This window comes from Streptomyces sp. NPDC002088, from assembly GCF_040296605.1.
GTDB lineage: Bacteria > Actinomycetota > Actinomycetes > Streptomycetales > Streptomycetaceae > Streptomyces.
On record NZ_JBEOXO010000011.1, the window covers coordinates 101051 to 120262 of the forward strand.

The 19212-nt window shown below is 70.5% G+C and carries 13 protein-coding genes; 4 read left to right on the forward strand and 9 right to left on the reverse strand.

The window, feature by feature from the left end; translation table 11 throughout:
- Positions 1–121: 121 nt before the first annotated feature.
- Complete coding sequence (locus ABT114_RS24055) at positions 122–574, forward strand: FAD synthase family protein (RefSeq protein WP_351144907.1); 453 nt, start codon at positions 122–124, stop codon at positions 572–574.
- Here the strand turns inward: ABT114_RS24055 and ABT114_RS24060 are convergent.
- Positions 537–1256 carry a CDP-alcohol phosphatidyltransferase family protein gene (locus ABT114_RS24060; protein WP_351144908.1) on the reverse strand — a complete coding sequence of 240 codons (720 nt, stop codon included), beginning with the start codon at positions 1254–1256 and terminating at the stop codon, positions 537–539. The two genes, ABT114_RS24055 and ABT114_RS24060, sit on opposite strands and share 38 nt — an antisense overlap.
- Positions 1257–1364: 108 nt before the next feature.
- Positions 1365–1502 (reverse strand): hypothetical protein, encoded by a 138-nt coding sequence (locus tag ABT114_RS24065; protein WP_351144909.1) that lies wholly within the window; start codon positions 1500–1502, stop codon positions 1365–1367.
- Positions 1503–1779: 277 nt separating this feature from the next.
- Between ABT114_RS24065 and ABT114_RS24070 the strand changes: the two genes are divergently transcribed.
- On the forward strand, positions 1780–2793 hold the full coding sequence (locus tag ABT114_RS24070; protein ID WP_351144910.1) for a LacI family DNA-binding transcriptional regulator: 1014 nt from the start codon (positions 1780–1782) through the stop codon (positions 2791–2793).
- Between the two features lie 94 nt (positions 2794–2887).
- On the forward strand, positions 2888–4936 hold the full coding sequence (locus ABT114_RS24075) for a glycoside hydrolase family 31 protein (protein ID WP_351144911.1): 2049 nt from the start codon (positions 2888–2890) through the stop codon (positions 4934–4936).
- Between the two features lie 72 nt (positions 4937–5008).
- On the opposite strand, the gene ABT114_RS24080 is transcribed toward ABT114_RS24075, so the two are convergent.
- The 7 genes from ABT114_RS24080 to ABT114_RS24110 form a co-directional block, all read right to left on the reverse strand.
- A complete protein-coding gene (locus ABT114_RS24080) occupies positions 5009–5722 on the reverse strand; it encodes a glycoside hydrolase family 12 protein (RefSeq protein ID WP_351144912.1) in 714 nt (237 codons plus the stop codon).
- A gap of 34 nt (positions 5723–5756) precedes the next feature.
- The gene (locus ABT114_RS24085) at positions 5757–7949 is read right to left on the reverse strand and encodes a glycosyl hydrolase family 95 catalytic domain-containing protein (RefSeq protein WP_351144913.1); all 2193 of its coding nucleotides are present in this window, start codon (positions 7947–7949) and stop codon (positions 5757–5759) included.
- Positions 7946–9913, reverse strand: coding sequence for a beta-galactosidase (locus tag ABT114_RS24090; RefSeq protein WP_351144914.1), 1968 nt, complete (start codon positions 9911–9913; stop codon positions 7946–7948). Before ABT114_RS24090 ends, ABT114_RS24085 begins: the two co-directional genes overlap by 4 nt.
- Positions 9913–12111 (reverse strand): 1,4-beta-glucanase, encoded by a 2199-nt coding sequence (locus ABT114_RS24095; protein WP_351144915.1) that lies wholly within the window; start codon positions 12109–12111, stop codon positions 9913–9915. The genes ABT114_RS24090 and ABT114_RS24095 overlap by 1 nt, the downstream gene beginning before the upstream one ends.
- A 147-nt stretch (positions 12112–12258) precedes the next feature.
- Positions 12259–13185, reverse strand: coding sequence for a carbohydrate ABC transporter permease (locus tag ABT114_RS24100; RefSeq protein ID WP_351144916.1), 927 nt, complete (start codon positions 13183–13185; stop codon positions 12259–12261).
- Positions 13182–14234, reverse strand: a complete 1053-nt coding sequence (locus ABT114_RS24105) for an ABC transporter permease (RefSeq protein WP_351144917.1) — start codon at positions 14232–14234, stop codon at positions 13182–13184. Before ABT114_RS24105 ends, ABT114_RS24100 begins: the two co-directional genes overlap by 4 nt.
- Positions 14234–15913, reverse strand: a complete 1680-nt coding sequence (locus ABT114_RS24110; protein ID WP_351144918.1) for an extracellular solute-binding protein — start codon at positions 15911–15913, stop codon at positions 14234–14236. The genes ABT114_RS24105 and ABT114_RS24110 overlap by 1 nt, the downstream gene beginning before the upstream one ends.
- A gap of 369 nt (positions 15914–16282) precedes the next feature.
- On the opposite strand from ABT114_RS24110, the gene ABT114_RS24115 reads away from it, so the two are divergent.
- Complete coding sequence (locus tag ABT114_RS24115) at positions 16283–19147, forward strand: glycoside hydrolase family 3 C-terminal domain-containing protein (RefSeq protein WP_351144919.1); 2865 nt, start codon at positions 16283–16285, stop codon at positions 19145–19147.
- The last annotated feature ends 65 nt before the right edge of the window (positions 19148–19212 follow it).

Sequence of the window (19212 nt, forward strand, 5' to 3'; positions counted from 1 at the left end):
CCCAGAAGCGATCCCTGACCACCTTAACCGTTCACCAGATCTCCAGGTGGGCTTCACAGTAAGGTCGTTGGACCATCACCTGATGTTGACGGATTGACGTTCACTGTGGGGGGAGAACGCAATGGTCCATCGTGTCGGCTACGCGCCCGGCGTCTACGACCTGTTCCACATCGGCCACCTGAACATCCTGAGGCACGCCCGCAGCCAGTGCGACTACCTCGTCGCCGGGGTGGTCTCCGACGAGATGGCCGAACTCGCCAAGGGACGCCGCCCGGTGGTCCCGCTGCCGGAACGACTGGAGATCGTGCGCAGCGTCCGCCATGTGGACGCCGCGTTCGTCGAGACCGTCCCGGACAAGCTGGAGACCTGGCAGCAGGTCCGCTTCGACGTGATCTTCAAGGGGGACGACTGGCGGGGCACCGACAAGGGGCGGAAGCTGGAGCGCGACTTCGCCAAGGTCGGTGTGGAGGTCGTCTACTTCCCGTACACCGTCCACACGTCCAGCACCCTGCTGGGCAGGGCGCTGGACGCCCTGGTCACGCCGGGATCCGGCGAAGCGCGGACAGCTCCCTGAACCATTTCGCGAGGAACGCCACCAGGAACAGGGTGTGCACGACGGCGAGGACGGCGTAGGCCGCCCGGAACACCTGCGGCGCTCCCAGCGTGAGGAACACCAGGCAGAAGACCCCGTAGTCCACCGGCAGCAGGGCAACGGCCCGCAGCCGGGAGGGCGGAGCCGCCGGGGCGCCTGCCGCGGCCCGGCCTCGCTTGAGCTGCTCGGTCAGCAGACCCGCGCAGAAGGTGAGCACGGCCGCGAACTGGAAGCCCAGCGGCAGCAACAGCCAGCCGGCACCGGGAAGGTCGAAGAAGCGGTAGAAGGCGATCAGTACGGCCGTGTGCAGCGCGACCATCTTCGCGCAGTCGACCACGTGGTCGAGCCACTCCCCCGCCGGCCCGCCCTTCCCGGTGAGCCGGGCGAGCTGCCCGTCCGCCGAGTCGAAGGCGAAGCCGACCACGAGAGCCGCATACACCAGCACCGCCAGCGGCCAGGAAGGCCGTACGAGCGCCACGGCCGCGATGCCGCCGAAGGTGAATGCCGCGCTGACCAACGTGACCTGATTGGGCGTCAGTCCGACGCGATACGCGCCCGCCGCCAGCAACCGGCCCGCGGGCCGGTTCACGTACCGCGAGTACAGCGACACCCCCTTCGCCGACTTCTGCGCCCCGCGCAACTCCCCCAGCACCGTCGTCCCCACGAGCCCCCCTCGTGTCCCCACGCGGCACCGCCCCCCGGCGCCACCGTGAACGCCATGATGACACGGGGTGAACGGGGGCGGGCTGGTGTTCGAGACACGCGGCCGGTCTCAGCCGATGCCGACGGAATACGCCTTGGTGTCCAGCCGGCCGGATCCCTTGAAGATCTCGCCGCCCGCCTCGATGCCGGAGACGTGGTGTTCTTGCCGTGCAGCCACCTTGGACAGGCGGGGCCTGCGGTGTTGCATCGAGGGTCCTTCCGGGGGACGGTTCAGGTACGTCCTCTCAATGGCCACCGACGGCCGCGCAGGTTGCCCCACCCTCACGAAAAGCCCTACGGGCAGGTCTCGAGAAGCCCTGCGGGCCAGTCGTAAAAGCCCTGCAGGCCGGCCGTAGGGAAAAGCTGTCGAAGCGCTTCGACACCTATGGACACCCACTCCTGCTAGGGCTACTGTCGAACCACCCTCACCCGCCCTTGTTCGCAATGCGCACTGTCGAAGCGCTTCACAAAGCTTGGAGAGCTGGATGGTCACCCTCGCCGAGGTCGCCCAGCACGCCGGAGTCTCGGCGAGCACGGTGAGCTATGTCCTCAGCGGCAAGCGGTCCATCTCCGCGACCACCCGGCAGCGGGTCGAGCAGAGCATCCGGGAGCTCGGTTACCACCCCAACGCCGGCGCCCGCGCTCTCGCCAGCAGCAGATCCAACATCATCGCGCTGATGATCCCGCTGCGCACGGACATGTACGTGCCGGTGATGATGGAGATCGCCATCGCGGTGGCCACCACGGCCCGCACACACGGATACGACGTCCTGCTGCTCACCGGCGAGGAGGGCCCCGACGCCGTCCGCCGCATCACCGGCAGCGGCCTCGCCGACGCGATGATCCTGATGGACGTCCAGCTCGACGACGAACGGCTGCCGCCGCTGCGCGACACCGACCAGCCGTCCGTCCTGATCGGTCTGCCCGCCGACGCCTCCGGACTGACCTGCGTCGACCTGGACTGGAGCGCGACCGGCGCGTTGTGCGTGGAGCATCTGGCGAAGCTGGGGCACCACGACATCGCTGTCATCGGCGAGGCCGCCGCGGTCTACGAACGGCACACCGGCTTCGCCGAGCGCACGCTCGACGGACTCCGTGCCCGTGCCCGGGAACTGGGCCTTCGGGTGCTGCACCGGCCGTGCGAGGGCGGATACGACGCGATGGCCGTGACGCTGGCCCGGATCCTCGACGAACGCCCGGGCACCACGGGGTTCGTCGTACAGAACGAGTCGGCGGTCGAACCGCTGCTCGCGCTGCTGCGCCAGCAGGGCCGCGCCGTGCCCGAGGACGTCTCGGTGGTCGCGATCTGTCCGGACCAGGTCGCCGTCCAGGCCTCGGTGCGGCTGACCTCCGTGGCCATCCCGGCGCAGGAGATGGGCCGGTACGCCGTGGAGCACCTGGTCGCGAAGCTGGACGGCCGGGGCGACGGCGAAGTCGTGCTGCTCGCCCCTGAGTTGACGGTCCGGGCGAGCTCGGGACCGGCGCCGGCCGCGTCCTGACGCCGGAGCCGGCGCACCACACCAGACCACACCACCGTGCCCTGCCAGGGCACCGTCATGTCTGCACTCCTCCAGGAGCACAGGAGCACTCCACGTGAATCAGCCTGCCGAAAACCCGCCCAAGGTCAGCCTCGCGCAGTCGTCCCCCACCCTCGGTACGTTCCGCGAGCGGGGCGGGGCGCTGGAGTGGAGCGGCCGCCAGGAGACCGTACGCGTCGAGCCGTGGGGCCCGGACGCGGTCCGGGTGCGCGCCCGGCTCGGCGGACCGGTCCTCGAAGGACTGCCCGGCGCGCTGTCGGCCGACGCGCCGGCGACCGAGAGCACCGTCAAGATCGAGGGCGGGACCGGTCGGCTGACCGTCGGCGCCCTGACCGTCGAGGTCGACGTCGAGGGCGAGATCCGCTTCCTGCGCACCGACGACTCCTCGGAGCTGCTCGCGGAGCAGCGCGCCCACTTCTGGTGGCCGGGGCCGCGCCTGTACACCCCGGTCGGCAACGGCTACCACCGCCTGGAGCAGCGCTTCGCCGCCTACGACGACGAGAAGCTGTACGGCCTCGGCCAGCACCAGCACGGCAAGCTGGACCAGAAGGGCCTGGTCCTGGACCTGGTCCAGCGCAACGCCGAGGTCGGTATCCCGGTGCTCACCTCCAGCCGTGGCTACACCCTGCTGTGGAACAACCCGGCGATCGGCCGCGTGGAGCTGGCCGGCAACGGCACCCGGTGGGTGGCGGACTCGGCCCGCCAGATCGACTACTGGATCACCGCGGGCGACCCGGCCGACGCCCAGCGCCGCTACAGCGCGGTGACCGGTCGTACGCCGATGCTGCCGGAGTGGGCGGCGGGCTTCTGGCAGTGCAAGCTGCGCTACCGCACCCAGGACGAACTCCTCGCCGTGGCGCGGGAGTACAAGCGGCGCGGACTGCCCATCTCCGCGATCGTCTGCGACTTCTTCCACTGGACGCACCTGGGCGAGTGGAAGTTCGACCCGAAGGAGTGGCCGGACCCGGCGGCGATGGTGCGCGAGCTGGAAGAGCTCGGCATCAAGCTGGTGGTGAGCGTCTGGCCGTCCGTCTCCCCGCTGTCGGAGAACCACCAGCTCATGGAGCAGAACGGCTACTTCATCGGCACCCAGTACGGCCCGATGGCGCACGCCGACTGGCCGGACAAGGAGGTCGCCTCCGCCGTCCAGGTCGCCTTCTACGACGCCACGAACCCCGAGGCACGGGAGTTCGTCTGGTCGCGGGTGAAGGAGAACTATCTCGACCCGTACGGCATCACGGCGTTCTGGCTGGACGCCTGCGAGCCGGAGCTGAAGCCGGGCTTCCAGGAGAACCTGCGCTACTGGGCGGGCCCGGGCCTGGAGGTCGGCAACCTCTACCCGGCCGAGAACTCCCGCACCTTCTACGAGGGCCTGCGGGCGGCCGGCTCCGGCGACGACGAGATCATCAGCCTCAACCGCTCGGCGTGGGCGGGCAGCCAGCGCTACGGCGCCGCCCTGTGGTCCGGCGACATCGGCACCGACTTCGCGACCCTGCGCCGCCAGATCGCGGCCGGCCTCAACACCGCGCTGTCGGGCATCCCGTGGTGGAACACGGACATCGGCGGCTTCCACGGCGGCGACCCGGACGACCCGGCGTACCGCGAGGTGATGGTCCGCTGGTTCCAGTTCGGCGCGCTGTCCCCGCTGATGCGCCTGCACGGCTTCCGCGACCCCGGCATGCCGCTGGGCCCGGAGATGACCGGCGGCCCGAACGAGGTGTGGTCGTACGGCGAGGAGGCCGGCGCGATCCTGGAGATGTACCTGCGGCTGCGCGAGCGTCTGAAGCCGTACGTGCTGAAGGTCATGCGCGAGGCCCACGAGGAGGGGCTGCCGACGATGCGGCCGCTGTTCCTGGAGTTCCCCGAGGACCAGACGGCCTGGTCGGTCGACGACGCCTACCTGTTCGGCCGCGACCTCCTCGTCGCCCCGGTGCTGACCGCGGGCGCCACGGCCCGCACGACGTACCTCCCGGCGGGCGCGACCTGGACGGACGCATGGACGGGTGAGACGTACGAGGGCGGTGCGGCCGTGACGGTCGACGCCCCGCTGGACCGCATCCCGCTGTTCCTGCGGGACGGGGCGCGGCTGCCCGTAGCGGAGTAGCCGCGTCGGAGAAAGGACGTGCGGCCGGTCCCCAGGGGAGGGACCGGCCGCACGCTCATGTGCTCACGCTGGTCAGCTGCTGCTGACCGTCAGGTTGTTGGCCGCGAAGTCCAGGCCCCCGGACGACGAGGTGATCTCGAAGCCGAACTGCACGTCCCCGATGGTCTCGTTGCCGAACCAGCCCTTGGTGTCCTTGATCCACTTGAGGATCGGGAGGACGTCGACGGTGCCGGAGGACGAGTTCGAGGTGCGGACGAAGGAGAAGACGTCGTTCGCGCCGTTGTTGCCCTTGTAGACGGTCCAGGTGTGGCCGCCGAGCGTCACGTTGCCCTGCGAGGTGCCGAGCGGGCCGACGGCTCCGGTCTTGTTGACCCAGAGCATGATCTCGTAGTCGTAGTCGGTGTCCCAGATGTCGTACGACGTGTTGTACGCGCCGGAGGACGGGACGGTGACGTTGTAGCTGCTGGTGAGCGAGGAGAGCGAGGTGATCGACTTGTTGATCACCTTCTTGGAGTTGGGGTAGGACTTGATGCCGCCGGTGTTGGGGTGGTTGGCCCAGACGCCCCAGCTGGTGCCGGAGTTGGCCCAGATGCACTGGCTGCCGGCGCCGGATCCCCAGATGTTGTTGTAGAGCGTGTAGCCGTTCAGGCTGGTGTTGCCCCACTGGTCGCAGGAGCTCCAGACGGCGGCGGAGGCGGGGGCCGACGCGAGGCCGACCGTGGCACCGAGGGCGAGGGCCGGGGCGAGCAGCGCCTTGGCGACCTTACCGAGCGTGCGTGTTGCCATGGTGTCCCTTCCATGGTGGGGGGAGGTGCGGGGGCTACCACGTCCCCAGGGTGAGGACGTGGTCTTCTCCGGCGACGAGGTCGAGCGGCTGCATGCCGGAGGAAGTCACGAGTTCGATGCGGTGGGTGCGGGTCGGTCTGAGGACGGCCGTGGCGCCCTCGGGGGTCCAGACGAGGTCCAGTCCGGCTCCGAACCGGGTGCGCACCCCGCGGAGTTCGCCCGCCGGGTGGCCGGCCGGGAGCGCGGGCAGCAGGACCAGCCGGTCGGGGGTGGACTGCACGAGCATCTCGATCAGCACGGCGGGCAGGGCGTGCGCGGCGTCCGCGTTGTAGACGTCGCGGGCGGGGTAGTGCGCGCTCATCAGGGAGTCGTGGAAGAAGTCACCGCCGACCACGTCGGCGAGCGCGTGCGCGACCCGGCCGGCGTCCCTGAGCCGGGCCGCGATCAGGGCGTGGTGGAGGTGGCCGTGCGCCGAGTCGTTCTCCGCGCCGCGCAGTTCGAGGGCGCGGTGCGCTGCGGCCGCGAGGTCCGGGGTGTCGTAGGGGTTGATCTCGTCGAGCGGCCAGACGCCGTAGAGGTGGCTGAGGTGGCGGTGGTCGTAGGTGTCGTCCAGGCCGGGGCGGGCCCATTCGGCGAGCGCTCCGTCGGCGTTGATCCGGTGCGGTGGCAGCCGGTCGGCGAGAGCGCGCCAGCGGTCGGCGTGCTCGGGGTGGTACGCGGCCGCCGTCAGCAGGGCGTGCCGGGCCGCGGAGAGGTCCATGGCCGCGTCGATGGCACCCCAGCTCGCGTTGGCGGGCCGGTTCTCGGGCGAGTAGGAGGGGACGACGACGAGGTGGCCGTCGTCGTCGGTGCGGGTGAGGAAGTCCTCGTAGAACTCGGCGACTTCGGCGAGAGCGGCGGCGGTGCGCGGGTCGCGTTCGCCGCGTGTCTCGTCGTGGTCGACGAGCGGTTTGAGCAGCCAGTCGGCGCCGGCGGTCCACAGGTGGAGGGGGTACTCCCGGCTGAAGTGGTACGTGAGCCCGGACTCGCCGTCGGTGTGGGAGGGGGCGACGACACCGCGGGCGCCGAAGATCGTGCGGGCGTTCTCCCGCCAGTCGGGGAGCTGGCGGTGGACGAGGCGGGCGAGCGCCTCGGTGACTTCGGGCAGTGCGGCGGCCGTGGCCGAGGCCGTCTGGAGGTTGAGGTTGGCGTTGGTGGTGAAGGCGCCGGACCACGCCGTGTCCCAGTCGCCGGTCCACAGACCGGTGAGGCGGGGCGGCAGCAGGCCTCCGGCGGACAGCAGGTGGTAGCGGCCGGCCGCGAAGAGGCGCTCCAGGAGGGCCGCGCTGTGGGGCTGCTTGAGCAGCTCGGATCCTGCCAGGGCGCGTTCGGCCGGGTCGGCCCGCAGGTCGAGGGTGACGCGGTCGTAGGCGGTGCGGTGGTGAGCGAGGTGGCGGTCGAGGAGGTCCTCGTACGGCTGCTCGGTGAGCAGGGCGCGCAGGGCTCGCGCCTCCTCGGCGACGTCCAGCTCGCCGGTGTGCCGCCGCACCCGGGTGAGGAGCAGCACCGAGGTGGCGCCCTCGATCCGGGCGCCCGGCGGGGCGAGGGTCGTGCTGCCGCCCTCGACCACCACCAGGCTCACTCCGGTGTACGCGCGGTCGCTGCCGGGGTAGCGGACACGGAGCGTGAGCAGCGCGCCGTCGGGGGTGCGCAGGGCGCCGTGGCCGACGCCCAGGCCGTCGGGTGCGCCCGGGAGACGGTGGTCCAGGAAGATGTCCTGGGTGAGGTCCGGGGCGGTGACGTGCTGGACGATCACGTCGTCCGCGCGGGAGACGAAGACGCGGCTGGTCCGGTCCCCGCAGTGGGCGGTCACCTCGCCGGTGGTGAAGTCGACGGTCCGACGGAAGCGGTGCCAGGTGCCGGTGGGGCCGCGCAGCTCCGTCCGGAAGGCGGGGTGGAAGGGCTGCACCCATTGCAGCGGCCGTCCGTCCGTGAAGCTCTCGGCGGCCGTCAGCTCGCCGGCGAGCAAACGGTCCTGGAGCGCGGGCAGTTCGGCGGCCAGCCGAGGGGGCCGGGCGTGTTCGCCGCCGTTGGGGCGGACGAGGGTGTGATGGGTGACGATGACACGGTCAACGTTCGGGTCGCCGAACACAAGGGCGCCGTGGTGGCCGTTGCCGCTGAGGAAGGCGTCCTCCCAGCGGGTGGCCGGGGCCGGCTCCCAGGTGCCGTGGACGGGACCGGATGTCATGGCTTCAGCACCGCCGCTCCGTAGCGCCCGAGGGTGATCCGGTCCGTGACCGTGTCCCCCGTCAGCAGGTCTTCGTGGGGAGCCGGGACGGCGACGGTGACCGGCTCGCGCCCGTGGTTGAGCAGGAACAGCAGCTCACCGCGGCGCACGGCCTCGACCCCGGCGGGCAGCCCGTCGAGCACCGGCCGGGCGCCCGCGGCGGCGGCGACGCCGGTGAGCAGGGAACGCAGCGCCTCCGGCTCCGGGAGCGTCGAGACGTACCAGGCGCGGCCCTTGCGCAGGACCGCGGGCAGTCCGTCGAGCTCGCCGCCCTTGTACGGGACCGTCTCGGTCACGTCGTCGACCGCCTCGATCTCCTCCGACCACAGCGTGCCCCGGAAGCCGTCGCACTCGACGGTCTCCCCCGCGTCCAGCGGCCACCACTCGTGCAGGGTGCGGATGCCGAACAGCTCGCGCAGCCGGGCGTCCATGCCGCCGGAACGCACCCGGTCGTCCTCGTCGGCGACACCGGTCAGGAACCCGGAGACGAGGGTGCCGCCGCCACGGACGTACGCGAGGAGGTTCTCGATCGCCGCGTCGGTGAGGAGGTAGAGCTGCGGGACGACAACCAGCTTGTAGCCGAACAGGTCGTGCTCGGGGTGGGCGAAGTCGGTGGTGACGTTCGCCTCCCAGAGGGCTCGGTGCCAGGCGCCGAGGACGGCCGGAGTGTCGACCTGGGTGGACAGGCAGCCCTCCTGGACCCCCGCCCACCAGGCGTTCCAGTCGTGCAGGATCGCCACGTCGGAGACGCTGTGCCTGTCTGCCACCTCGCCGCCGATCCGGGCGAGTTCGGCGCCGAGCTGCTTGATCTCCTGGTACGTACGCCCCCGCTCCCCCGCGTGACTGACCATCCCGGAGTGGAACTTCTCCGCGCCCTGGCGGGACTGGCGCCACTGGAAGTAGCAGACGGCGTCCGCGCCACGGGCCACGGCCTGGAGGGACCACAGCCGGTTGAGGCCACGCGGCTTGGGGTGGTTCACGCCGCGCCAGTTCACCGGCCCCGCCGCCTGCTCCATCAGCATCCAGGGGCCGCGGGCCTGGGAACGGGTCATGTCCTGGACCAGGGCGCCGTTCTGGGCGCCGAGGGGATCGCGCGGATCGGGGTAGAGGTCGACGGAGACGACGTCCTCCTCCTCGGCCCAGCGCCAGGCGTCCTGACCGATCCACAGCGGCATGAAGTTGGTGGTGACGGGGATGTCCGGGGTGTGCCGGGCGACGATGTCACGCTCGGCGGTGTAACACTCCAGCAGCATGTCGGAGGTGAAGCGCCGGAAGTCGAGCACCTGGGTGGGGTTCTTCATGTAGTGGGCGTGGCGCGGGGGCAGGATGCCGTCCCAGCTGTCGTAGCCCTGGCTCCAGAAGGCCGTGCCCCAGGCGGCGTTGAGGACGTCGAGGGTGCCGTACTTCTCGCGCAGCCAGCGACGGAAGGCGGCGGCCGCCTCGTCGCCGTAGTCGAAGGTGCAGTACTCGTTGTTGATGTGCCACATGGTGAGGGCGGGATGGCCGGCGTAGCGGGCGGCCAGGGCCTCGGTGATGGCGGCGGCGTAGTGGCGGTAGGTGGCGCTGGAGTGCGAGAAGTGCTGTCGGCCGCCCCACCACTCGACGCGGCCCTCGGCGTCGCGGGGCAGGGTCTCCGGGTGGAGGCGGCCCAGCCAGGGCGGAGGCGAGGAGGTGGGGGTGGCGAGGACGACTCCGATGCCGTTCTCGTGCATCAGGTCCATCAGCCGGTCCAGCCAGCCGAACTCCCTGGCTCCCGGCTCCGGTTCGAGCTTCGCCCAGGAGAAGACACCGAGGGTGACGGAGTTGACGCCGGCGTCCTTCATCAGCCGGACGTCCTCGTACCAGGTCTCCTCGGGCCACTGCTCGGGGTTGTAGTCGCCGCCGAAGAGGATGCGGCCACGGGTGGCGTCACTGATTCGCGGCATCAGACCTGCTCCCCGTACTGGATGCCGCGCCCGTTGGTGGCCAGGTAGACGCGGCCGTACACACGCGGGTCACCCACGATGATCTCGCCGGTCCAGCCCCACTGGTGCTGGTCGTCGTTGATCCGCACCCAGGTCCTCGCCCCGTCGTCGGAGCGGTAGACGGCGGTGATGGCCTCCGTCGAGCCGACCTGGTAGATCGCCGGGTAGTCGGCGCCGTCGGCCGCCTTGCCGAAGCCGAGGGTGTACGAGGCCCAGCAGCTGTCGACCTTCGAGAAGCTCGCGCCCCCGTCGGTGGATCTGAAGAGGCCGTTCCATTTGGTGGACAGCCACAGGTCACCGGACCTGCCCGGGGCCGCGACCAGCTTGAACTGACTGTCGCCGGAGGGCAGCCCACCTGCACGCCGGGTGAAGGTGAGGCCACTGTCGGTGCTGGCGGACAGCGTTCCGGTGTCGGAGTCGTACGCGTAGAAGACCGTCGGATCGGCCGGGTCGGCGACCGGCGTGGCGCCCTTCGGGAAGGAGGAGACCTCGGACCAGGTCGCGCCGTTGTCCGCCGAGCGGTGGGCCGCGTACTTCGTGCCGTCCCAGTGCACGAAGGACCACAGCAGCACACTGCCGTCCGCGTTGGTGGCGATCGGCCCCGGTGCGTCGTGGGCGATGGTGGGCTGGGCCGCGAAGGGCGCCCAGGTCCGTCCGCCGTCGTTCGAGCCGGCGCCGTTGCCGTTGTCGCCCCAGCCGGTGCGGACGACGTACTCGGGTCTGCCCGCGGCCTGGGCGAGCCCCGTCGCCGACCCGAACACGGGGTTCGCCGCCATGCCGCGCGAGGGCGAGGCGGTGAGCCGCTCGTGGTACATGACGCCGATGTCCCTGGACCCGCTCAGCAGGTGCGCCTCCCCGACCGGGGGCGAGACCAGCTGGACCACGGACGCCTCCTCCAGGCCACGGATCTGCGGGGCCCAGTGCTTCAGGTCCCGGGTGCCGTAGAGGGTGGCGCCGGTGCCGTAGACGACGTGCTTCGAGTCGTACGGGTCGACGGCGACGGCCTGGATCCACCAGCCGAACTTGGGCGCGTCGGCGCCCCACTTCAGGAAGGGGGTCTCGGACACGTCGAAGACAGCGGAGTCCTTGAGAGACGTCCAGGTGCGGCCGCCGTCGGTGGTGCGGAACAGGGTGTCGATCGCCGCCCAGCGGTTGTTGGTGGAGACGACGACGGTGCCCGGGCGGCGGGCGTCGACGGCGACCCCGCCGTAGCCGAAGGTGTCACTGCCGCCGGGCTGGACGGGGGTCACGTCCGTCCACGTGTCTTTGCCGACGGCCAGTTTGTGCACACTGCCGTCGGACTGCCCGTTGGGCCCGGGCGCGTTGGCGTACGTCACGTACAGCTCGCGGGTGTGGCAGTCGTACGCGGCGCGGATCGGCACCTTGGCGGCGGCGCCGGAGGGCTGCGCGGGGACGGCTTCCCAGGTGGTGCCGTCGGCGGTGCGGTACAGGTTGGCCGTGCCCGATGTGCCGTCGGAGTCACCCCAGCCGGCGTAGAGGGCGCGGCCGGCGGCGACGAGGAAGGTGACGCCCTGCCCACTCGGACTCGGGGTGCCGGGGAAGCCGGTCACGGCTGCCCACGTGGCCCCTCGGTCGGTGGACCTCAGCAGCCCGTCATGTCTGGTCCCCAGCCACAGCGTGTCACTGTCCCTCGGGTCCACGAGCAGCCGCTCCCCCGTGCCCCGCCCGTCCTCATTGGCCCCGAGCTTCACGCCGAGGTCGGTCCGGGACCAGGTGACCCCACGGTCCTCGGTGCGAAGGACGGCCCCGTTGCCGGCCCAGGACTGGGCGTAGGTACCGAGGGCGAGGTACAGCCGGTCGGGGTGCGCGGGGTCGACGGCGATCGCCTCGACGCCGAGCAGGTTCCAGTCGTCCCAGCCGAGGTGGTCGGTCAGCGGGGTCCAACGGGCGGCACGGTCGTCCCAGCGGTAGGCGCCACCGATGTCCGTACGGGCGTAGGCGAGACCGCGGACGGAGGGGTGGAAGAGGACGCCGGTGACGAATCCGGTACCGCCGATGACGGCGTTGCGCCAGCGGTAGGTGGGGGCGGCGGCCTCGGCGCCGTATGCACGCCCCTGCACTACAGGGATGGCGGTCAGCGCGGCAGCGGCCGCAGTCCCGGCAAGAACGGCACGCCGACTCAGGCTGGACGCAACCATGACAAACCTCGTTCTGCAAGAAAGGGGAGTGGACGTGCCTGGGGGCGCGGGGCTGTTTCGCTGTGCGGCTGGGCCGCGCGGGCGCGGCCGGCCACAACCGACCCGTAGCCGCCCACGCTCAGAAGCCCCCCACCGGGATGGCGAAGATCAGCCCTTCACCGCCCCCGTCAGCATGCCCTTCTTGAAGTGCCGCTGGACGAAGGGCGATGCGATCGCGACGGGGATCAGCGCAAGGACCATGACCGCCATCTGCAGTCCCAGGGCGGACAGCTGACCCGTGCGGACCGCCTGCTGGAGGCCGGTCGGATTCGCGGTGTTCTTCTGGACCAGCTGGATGAGCACGTTCTGCAGCGGCATCATCTGCTGGTCGGTGAGGTAGATGGAGGCGTTGAACCAGGCGCTCCAGTACCCGACCGCGTAGAACAGGGAGATGACGGCCAGCACCGCCCGCGACAGCGGCATGATGATGGTGAGCAGGATGCGCAGGTCACTGGCCCCGTCGATGCGGGCGGACTCGGTGAGCTCCGGGGAGATCCCCATGAAGAAGGACCGCAGGACGAGGATGTTGAAGACGCTGACCGCGCTCGGCAGGATCAGGGACAGATAGGTGTCGGTGAGGCCCAGCGACTGCACCAGAAGGTACGTCGGGATGAGGCCGGCCCCGAAGAACATGGTCGCCATCATGGTCATCAGGAAGAACCGGTGGCCCAGACTGCCCGGCCGGGACAGGCCGTAGGCCGCGAGCACCGACACCGTCATCGAGAACAGCGTGCCGAAGAGCGTGACGCCGAGCGAGACCATGATCGCCCGGCTGACCTGGCCGCCGCCGAGCAGTTCCGTGTAGTTGACGAAGGTGATGCCCTGGGGGATCACGACGAGGCCGCCGACCCGGTCGATCACGGGTTTGGGGGACAGGCTGGTGACGATCACGATCCACAGCGGACCGAGCACCCCCAGGCAGCAGAGCGCGAGGAAGCCGCCCTTCAGGGTGAGTCCGGCCTTCTTGGGCGGCTCCTCCCACGCGGGGCGGGCGGGAGCCTTGAGGCTGCGGATGAGCTGCGTGTTGAGGCTCACTTCTGGTACACCCCCTGCTCGCCCATCAGATGCGCGAACTTGTTCGCACTCAGGACGAGGCAGATTCCAATGACTCCCTTGACGAGACCGACCGCGGCCGCGTAGCTGAAGTCGCCGTTCTGGATACCCATGTTCCACACGTATGTGTCGAGGACCTCGCTGGCCCCCACGCCGACCGCGTCCCGCTGGAGCAGGAACTGCTCGAATCCGACGCTCAGCGCGTCGCCCACCCGCAGGACCAGCAGCAGCGCGATCACCGGGCGCAGCGCGGGCAGCGTCACATGCCACATGCGCCGCCAGCGCCCCGCGCCGTCCATGGCGGCCGCCTCGTACAGATCGGTGCTGACGGCGGCCAGCGCGGCGAGGAAGACGATGATCCCCCAGCCGGCGTCCTTCCACACGGCCTGCGCGGTGACCAGGTACTTGAAGAGGCTCGCGTTGGTCATCAGGTCGAAGCCGCTCCACCCGTGGTCCTCGAGGGTCTGCGCGATGATGCCCGCGCCGCCGAAGATCTGCTGGAACACGGTGACCACGAGGACCCACGAGAAGAAGTGCGGCAGATACATGATCGCCTGTGCCACGGCCCGGACCCGGGGCCGGACCACGCTGTTGATGAGCAGCGCGAGGGCGATGGGGATCGGGAAGAACAGCACCAGTTGGAGCACGAACAGGACGATGGTGTTCTGCGTGGCGTCCCAGAACAGCGGGTCGTCGACCATCCGCGAGAACTGCTCCACACCGACCCAGGGGCTGTGGAAGATCGCCGTGATGCCGTTGCTGGAGATGTACGGGTCGTAGTCCTGGAAGGCGACGACGTTGCCGAGCAGCGGGACGTAGTTGAAGAGCAGGAGCAGCACGATGACGGGCAGGGTCATCAGGATGAGCGCGCGGTCGCGGCGGAGCCGGATCCGCCAGGGAATCCGGCCCGCCCTGCCTGCCTTGCGCGACACCCGATCCTTCGCCACGACTGTGGCGACCGCGGCCGTCGGTTCCTCGACGGCCGAGGGGGGACGAGTTCCGTCGGGCCTGCTCCCGGCCGTGAGGGACATCAGTTACCGCTGCCGTTCTTGTCGATGAGCTTCTTGTACCAGTCGCGCAGCTTGTCGCCGCCGGAGGACTTCCAGGTGGAGATGGCGGCCTGCACGTCGGACAGCTTCTTGTTGCCGCGCACGTAGTCGATCTCCAGCTGCTCGAACTGGCTGGAGAGGTTCGCGTAGCGGGTCGGCTCAACGATGTTCATGCCGTACGTGGACGTCTTCTTCATGAAGGCACCCATCCGCTGCTCCCACTCGACCTGCTTGCGGGCGATGTCGGGGTAGTCGGGGTGGGCGAAGTACGGAGCCGGCGCGGCCAGCATCACCCAGGCGTTGATCACCTCGGAGTTACCCAGGTCGTTCTTGACCGGGACGCCGTCCTTCACCGTGTAGTGGGTGCCCTCGACGCCGTAGTCGACGGACATCCGCTCCTTGGTGTTCGGGGGCGCGGCGGCGAAGTTGGCGGCGGCCAGCGCGTTCTCGACCGTCTCCTTGGAGGCGCCCTTGCGGATCAGCGACCAGATGTTGGCGGGCTGGCTCGCCCACAGCTGCGGGTCGCCGCCGTCGGCGCCGAAGTAGTCCATGGCCTCGATCTCGAAGTCCGGGTTGGACGCGGCCTGTTCGGCGGTCTTCCCGTACCACTGGGACATGTCCATGTTGTACATAAGGATCTGACCCGCGGTGAAGCGCTGGCCCGCGTCGCCCGAGCGCGCCTTGTCGTCGGGGTGCACGACACCCGCGTCGAACAGCTTGCGGACCCACTCCAGGGCTTCCAGGTACTCGGGCTGCTCGATGCGGTACGTCAGCTTGCCGTCGGACCCGATGTTCCAGCCGAGCGTCCCGGAGGAGCGGACGCCGAAGATGTTGAACGCGGCCCACGACATGTCGGCGCAGGCGTACACCTTGGCTTTGGCGCTGGTCGCCTCCTTGGCCCAGCTCATGAACTCGTCGGGCGAGGTGGGGACCTTGTAGCCCTTCTTGTCGAAGATGTCCTTGCGGTAGTACGCAGGGTTGAAGGTCGCGCTCGCGGTCGGCATCGGGATGCCGCGCAGCGCGCCGCCGAAGATGCCCATGCGCCAGGAGTCGGAGGGGATCGCGGCCAGGTTCGGGTACTTCTTGACCTTGTCGCCCGCCAGGTAGGGGCCGAGGTCCATGAACTTCGCGGAGACCGCGTTGGAGATCTTGCCGACCAGCTCCCAGCTCGGCACGACCACCATGTCGGGTATGTCGCTGGAGGCGAGGACGGCGCCGAGCTTCTGGCCGTAGGTGTTGCCGTCCTGGTTCTGCCAGGTGACCTTGGTGCCCGCCGCGGCGTCGAGCGCCGTGTAGTAGGCGCAGCCGGCCTTCGGCGGGGTGCCCCAGAACGGAGACATGATCTTGAAGGAGGCGCCGGTGCCGAGCTTGTCCGGGACCGAGGTGGCGAGGGCCGCGAGGTCGACCTTGTTGGTGTAGCCGGCCGCCGAACCGTTCTTCGACGGGAGGTCCGGCTGGGCGACCGTGCTGGCGACGTACGTCGGCAGCATCTTGTCGGCCTTCTTGCCCGACGTGGTGCCCTCGCGCGATCCGCTGTCCGAACCCCCACAGGCGGCGAGCAGCGGCATCCCTCCCGCTACCGCGGCAGTGGCGACCGCCGTGGAGGCGAGGAAGCTTCTCCGGCTGGGAGCGGAGGAAGCGGAAGCGGCGTTCGGCGTCATTGCGTCAACCCTTCATGGCGCACCAGGACACCCGGCGGTGGCCGTCGGCTGTGGTGTCTTGTGTGGAACTGGCTGAGCTGAAGCGGTCCTCCGACCATTGACCGAGGAAGACGCGCCTCTCGGCGGCGTCCTCGTAGTCGAAGCGCTTCGATGTTGCTGCGAGGTTAAGTGAAGGTGAGGGGGCGCACAAGGGTCGCATCCAAGATTCCTCCGAGGTATCCGGCGTTCGTTCACGTTCATATGCCGCTTGCCATGTCGGCCGCGAGTCGGACTTGTTGCCTCGAAGTGTCTTGACACCCACCCCTCGGTCGAATGAGCATCGAAGCGCTTCGAAAGCGCCTCACCGCTCCATCGCAAGGGGATCCCCACGTGTCCGCACAAACGCCGCCTACGCCGCCTTTCCGCGATCCGCAACTGCCGTTCGCGAAGCGCATCGACGACCTGCTGGGACGGCTCACCCTCGACGAGAAGGTCTCCTTCCTGCACCAGTTCGCGCCGGCCGTGGAGCGTCTGGGCATCGCCGCGTTCCGGACCGGCCAGGAGGCCCTGCACGGCGTGGCGTGGATGGGCCCGGCGACGGTGTTCCCGCAGGCGGTCGGCCTCGGCGCGACCTGGAACACCGAGCTCGTACGCCGGGTCGGCGAGGCGGTGTCCAAGGAGACCCGCGCGATGCGGTCCCGCGACGACCGCGTGGGCCTGAACGTCTGGGCCCCGACCGTGAACCTGCTGCGCCACCCCCTGTGGGGCCGCAACGAGGAGGGCTACTCGGAGGACCCCAAGCTGACCTCGGCCATCGCCACGGCGTACACGCACGGTCTGCGCGGCGATCATCCGACGTACTGGCGCACCGCACCCGTCCTGAAGCACTGGCTCGCCCACAACAACGAGACCGACCGGGACACCTCGTCGAGCTCCGTGCGCCCGCGCGTGCTGCACGAGTACGACCTGCGCGCCTTCCGCGAGACGGTCGAGGCGGGCGCGGTGGCCGGCGTGATGCCCGCCTACAACCTGGTCAACGGCCGCCCGAACCACGTCTCGCCGTACCTGCGCGAGCATCTGCGCGCCTGGACCGACGAGGACCTCCTGGTCTGCTCGGACGCGGGCGCCCCGTCCAACCTGGTCGACTCCGAGCACTACTTCGACACCCACGAGGAGGCGACCGCCGCCGCGGTCCTCGCCGGCGTCGACAGCTTCACGGACCACGGCACCGACGGCTCGAAGATCACCGCCCGGGTCCGGGGAGCCCTGGAGCAGGGCCTGCTGACCGAGGCGGACGTCGACACCGCCGTGCGCCGCCAGCTCTCCGTCCGCTTCCGCCTCGGCGAGTTCGACCCGCACCACGACCCGCACGCGGACACCGGGGACTTCGACACCCCGGCGCACCGCGCCCTGGCCCAGGAGGCCGCCGAGCAGGCGATCGTGCTGCTCGGGAACGACGGCGTGCTGCCCCTCGCCCCCGACACCCGCCTCGCGGTGGTCGGCCTGCTCGCCGACGAGTGCAAGCTCGACTGGTACAGCGGCACACTCATCCACCGCTCCACTCCCCTGGAGGCCCTGTACGAGCGGTTCGGCGCCGAGCGCGTCGAGTTCGCCGAGGGCGTGGACCGGGTGCTGCTGAAGACCTCCGCGGGGACGTTCCTGCACGTCCAGGCCGCCGACGGCGCCGACGACGAGGTACGTGGCGCCGAGGGCGCCCTGGACCCGGCCCTGCTCGCGGGCCGCACCGACCTGCCCCCGCTCACCACCGACGCCACCGGCACGGAGCTGGCGCTGATCGACTGGGGCGAGGGCGTCCTCACCCTGCGCGCCCCCGACGGCCGCTATCTCTCGGTCGCCGACGACGGCTACGTCCGCGCCGCCGCCGACCAACCCGGCGGCTGGGTGGTCCAGGAGACGTTCCGTCTCGAACCCCATGAAAACGGTCACCTCCTGAAGCACATCGGTACGGGTCGGCACGTCTCTGTCGCCGCCGACGGCGTGAAGGTTGCCGACGAGAATCCGGAACTCGAGGCGGAGCCGGAAGTCTGGGAGCTCGTGGTCGTCGAGCGCGGCGAGGACGCGGTGGCCCGGGCCGCCGCGCAAGCCGACGCCGTCCTGGTGGTGGCGGGCAACGACCCGCACATCAACGGCCGCGAGACCGAGGACCGTACGACGCTGCGCCTCCCCGCCCACCAGGAGCGGCTGCTGCGCGCCGCCCGGGCCGCCAACCCGCGCACGGTGCTGGCCCTGGTCTCGGCGTACCCCTACGCGGTCGAACCGGACGCCCTGTCCGCCGTGCTGTGGACCGCGCACGGCGGCCAGGCCGCCGGCACCGCCCTGGCCCGGGTCCTGGCGGGCGACGTCTCCCCCGCGGGCCGCCTGCCGCAGACCTGGTACGCCGACGACGCCGACCTGCCCGGGCTCCTCGACTACGACGTGATCGGCGCCCGCCAGACGTACCTGTACTTCGAGGGCACCCCGCTGTTCCCCTTCGGCCACGGCCTGTCGTACGCGTCCTTCTCGTACGCGGACCTGTCGGCGAGCGTCACGGACGGAACCGACGGCGCAGTCCACGTATCCTTCACGGTCACCAACACCGGCGATGTCACCGCCGACGAGGTCCCCCAGCTGTACGTCCGCGCCGCGGACCCGTCGGTGGTCCGCCCGCGCCGCGCGCTGGCGGCACACCGCCGGGTCACGCTGGCCCCCGGCGCGACGACGGAGGTGACCTTCGAAGCCCCCTCCTCCGCCTTCGAGTTCTGGGACGTGGCGCAGGGCCGGTGGCGCCTGGAACCGGGCCCGTACGAGCTCCTCGTCGGCGCCTCCAGCGAGGACGTCCGGCTCCGTACGACCGTGACACTCGACGGCGAGCCGGCCGCATCACGCCGGGTGCGTGAACGTGGTCTGGCCGCGGCCGACTTCGACGAGCAGAGCGGCATCGAGATCGTCGACCGCACGAAGGCGTCCGGCGACGCGGTGACGCCCACGACGGCCGGTACCGGTGAACTGGTCTACCGCGACTGCGACTTCGGAAACGGCGTCACGGAGGTGTCGGTGACCGTGGCGGGCGAGGGCGTGGTCGAGCTGTCCCTCGACGGCACCACACCGCTCGCCGTCCTGACGCCGGCGACGCCCACGTCCGGCCCGTACGACTACACCACCCTCAGCGCCGGAATCGCCGCCGAGGGCGTGCACGACCTGCACCTCAGGCTGCGCGGCCCGCTGCGGCTCGCGCACGTCGGCTTCTCCGGCTGAGGGTCCGGACGAAGCTGACGCAGAGAAGGGGCCCGGCACCTGACAATGGGTCGGTGCCGGGCCCC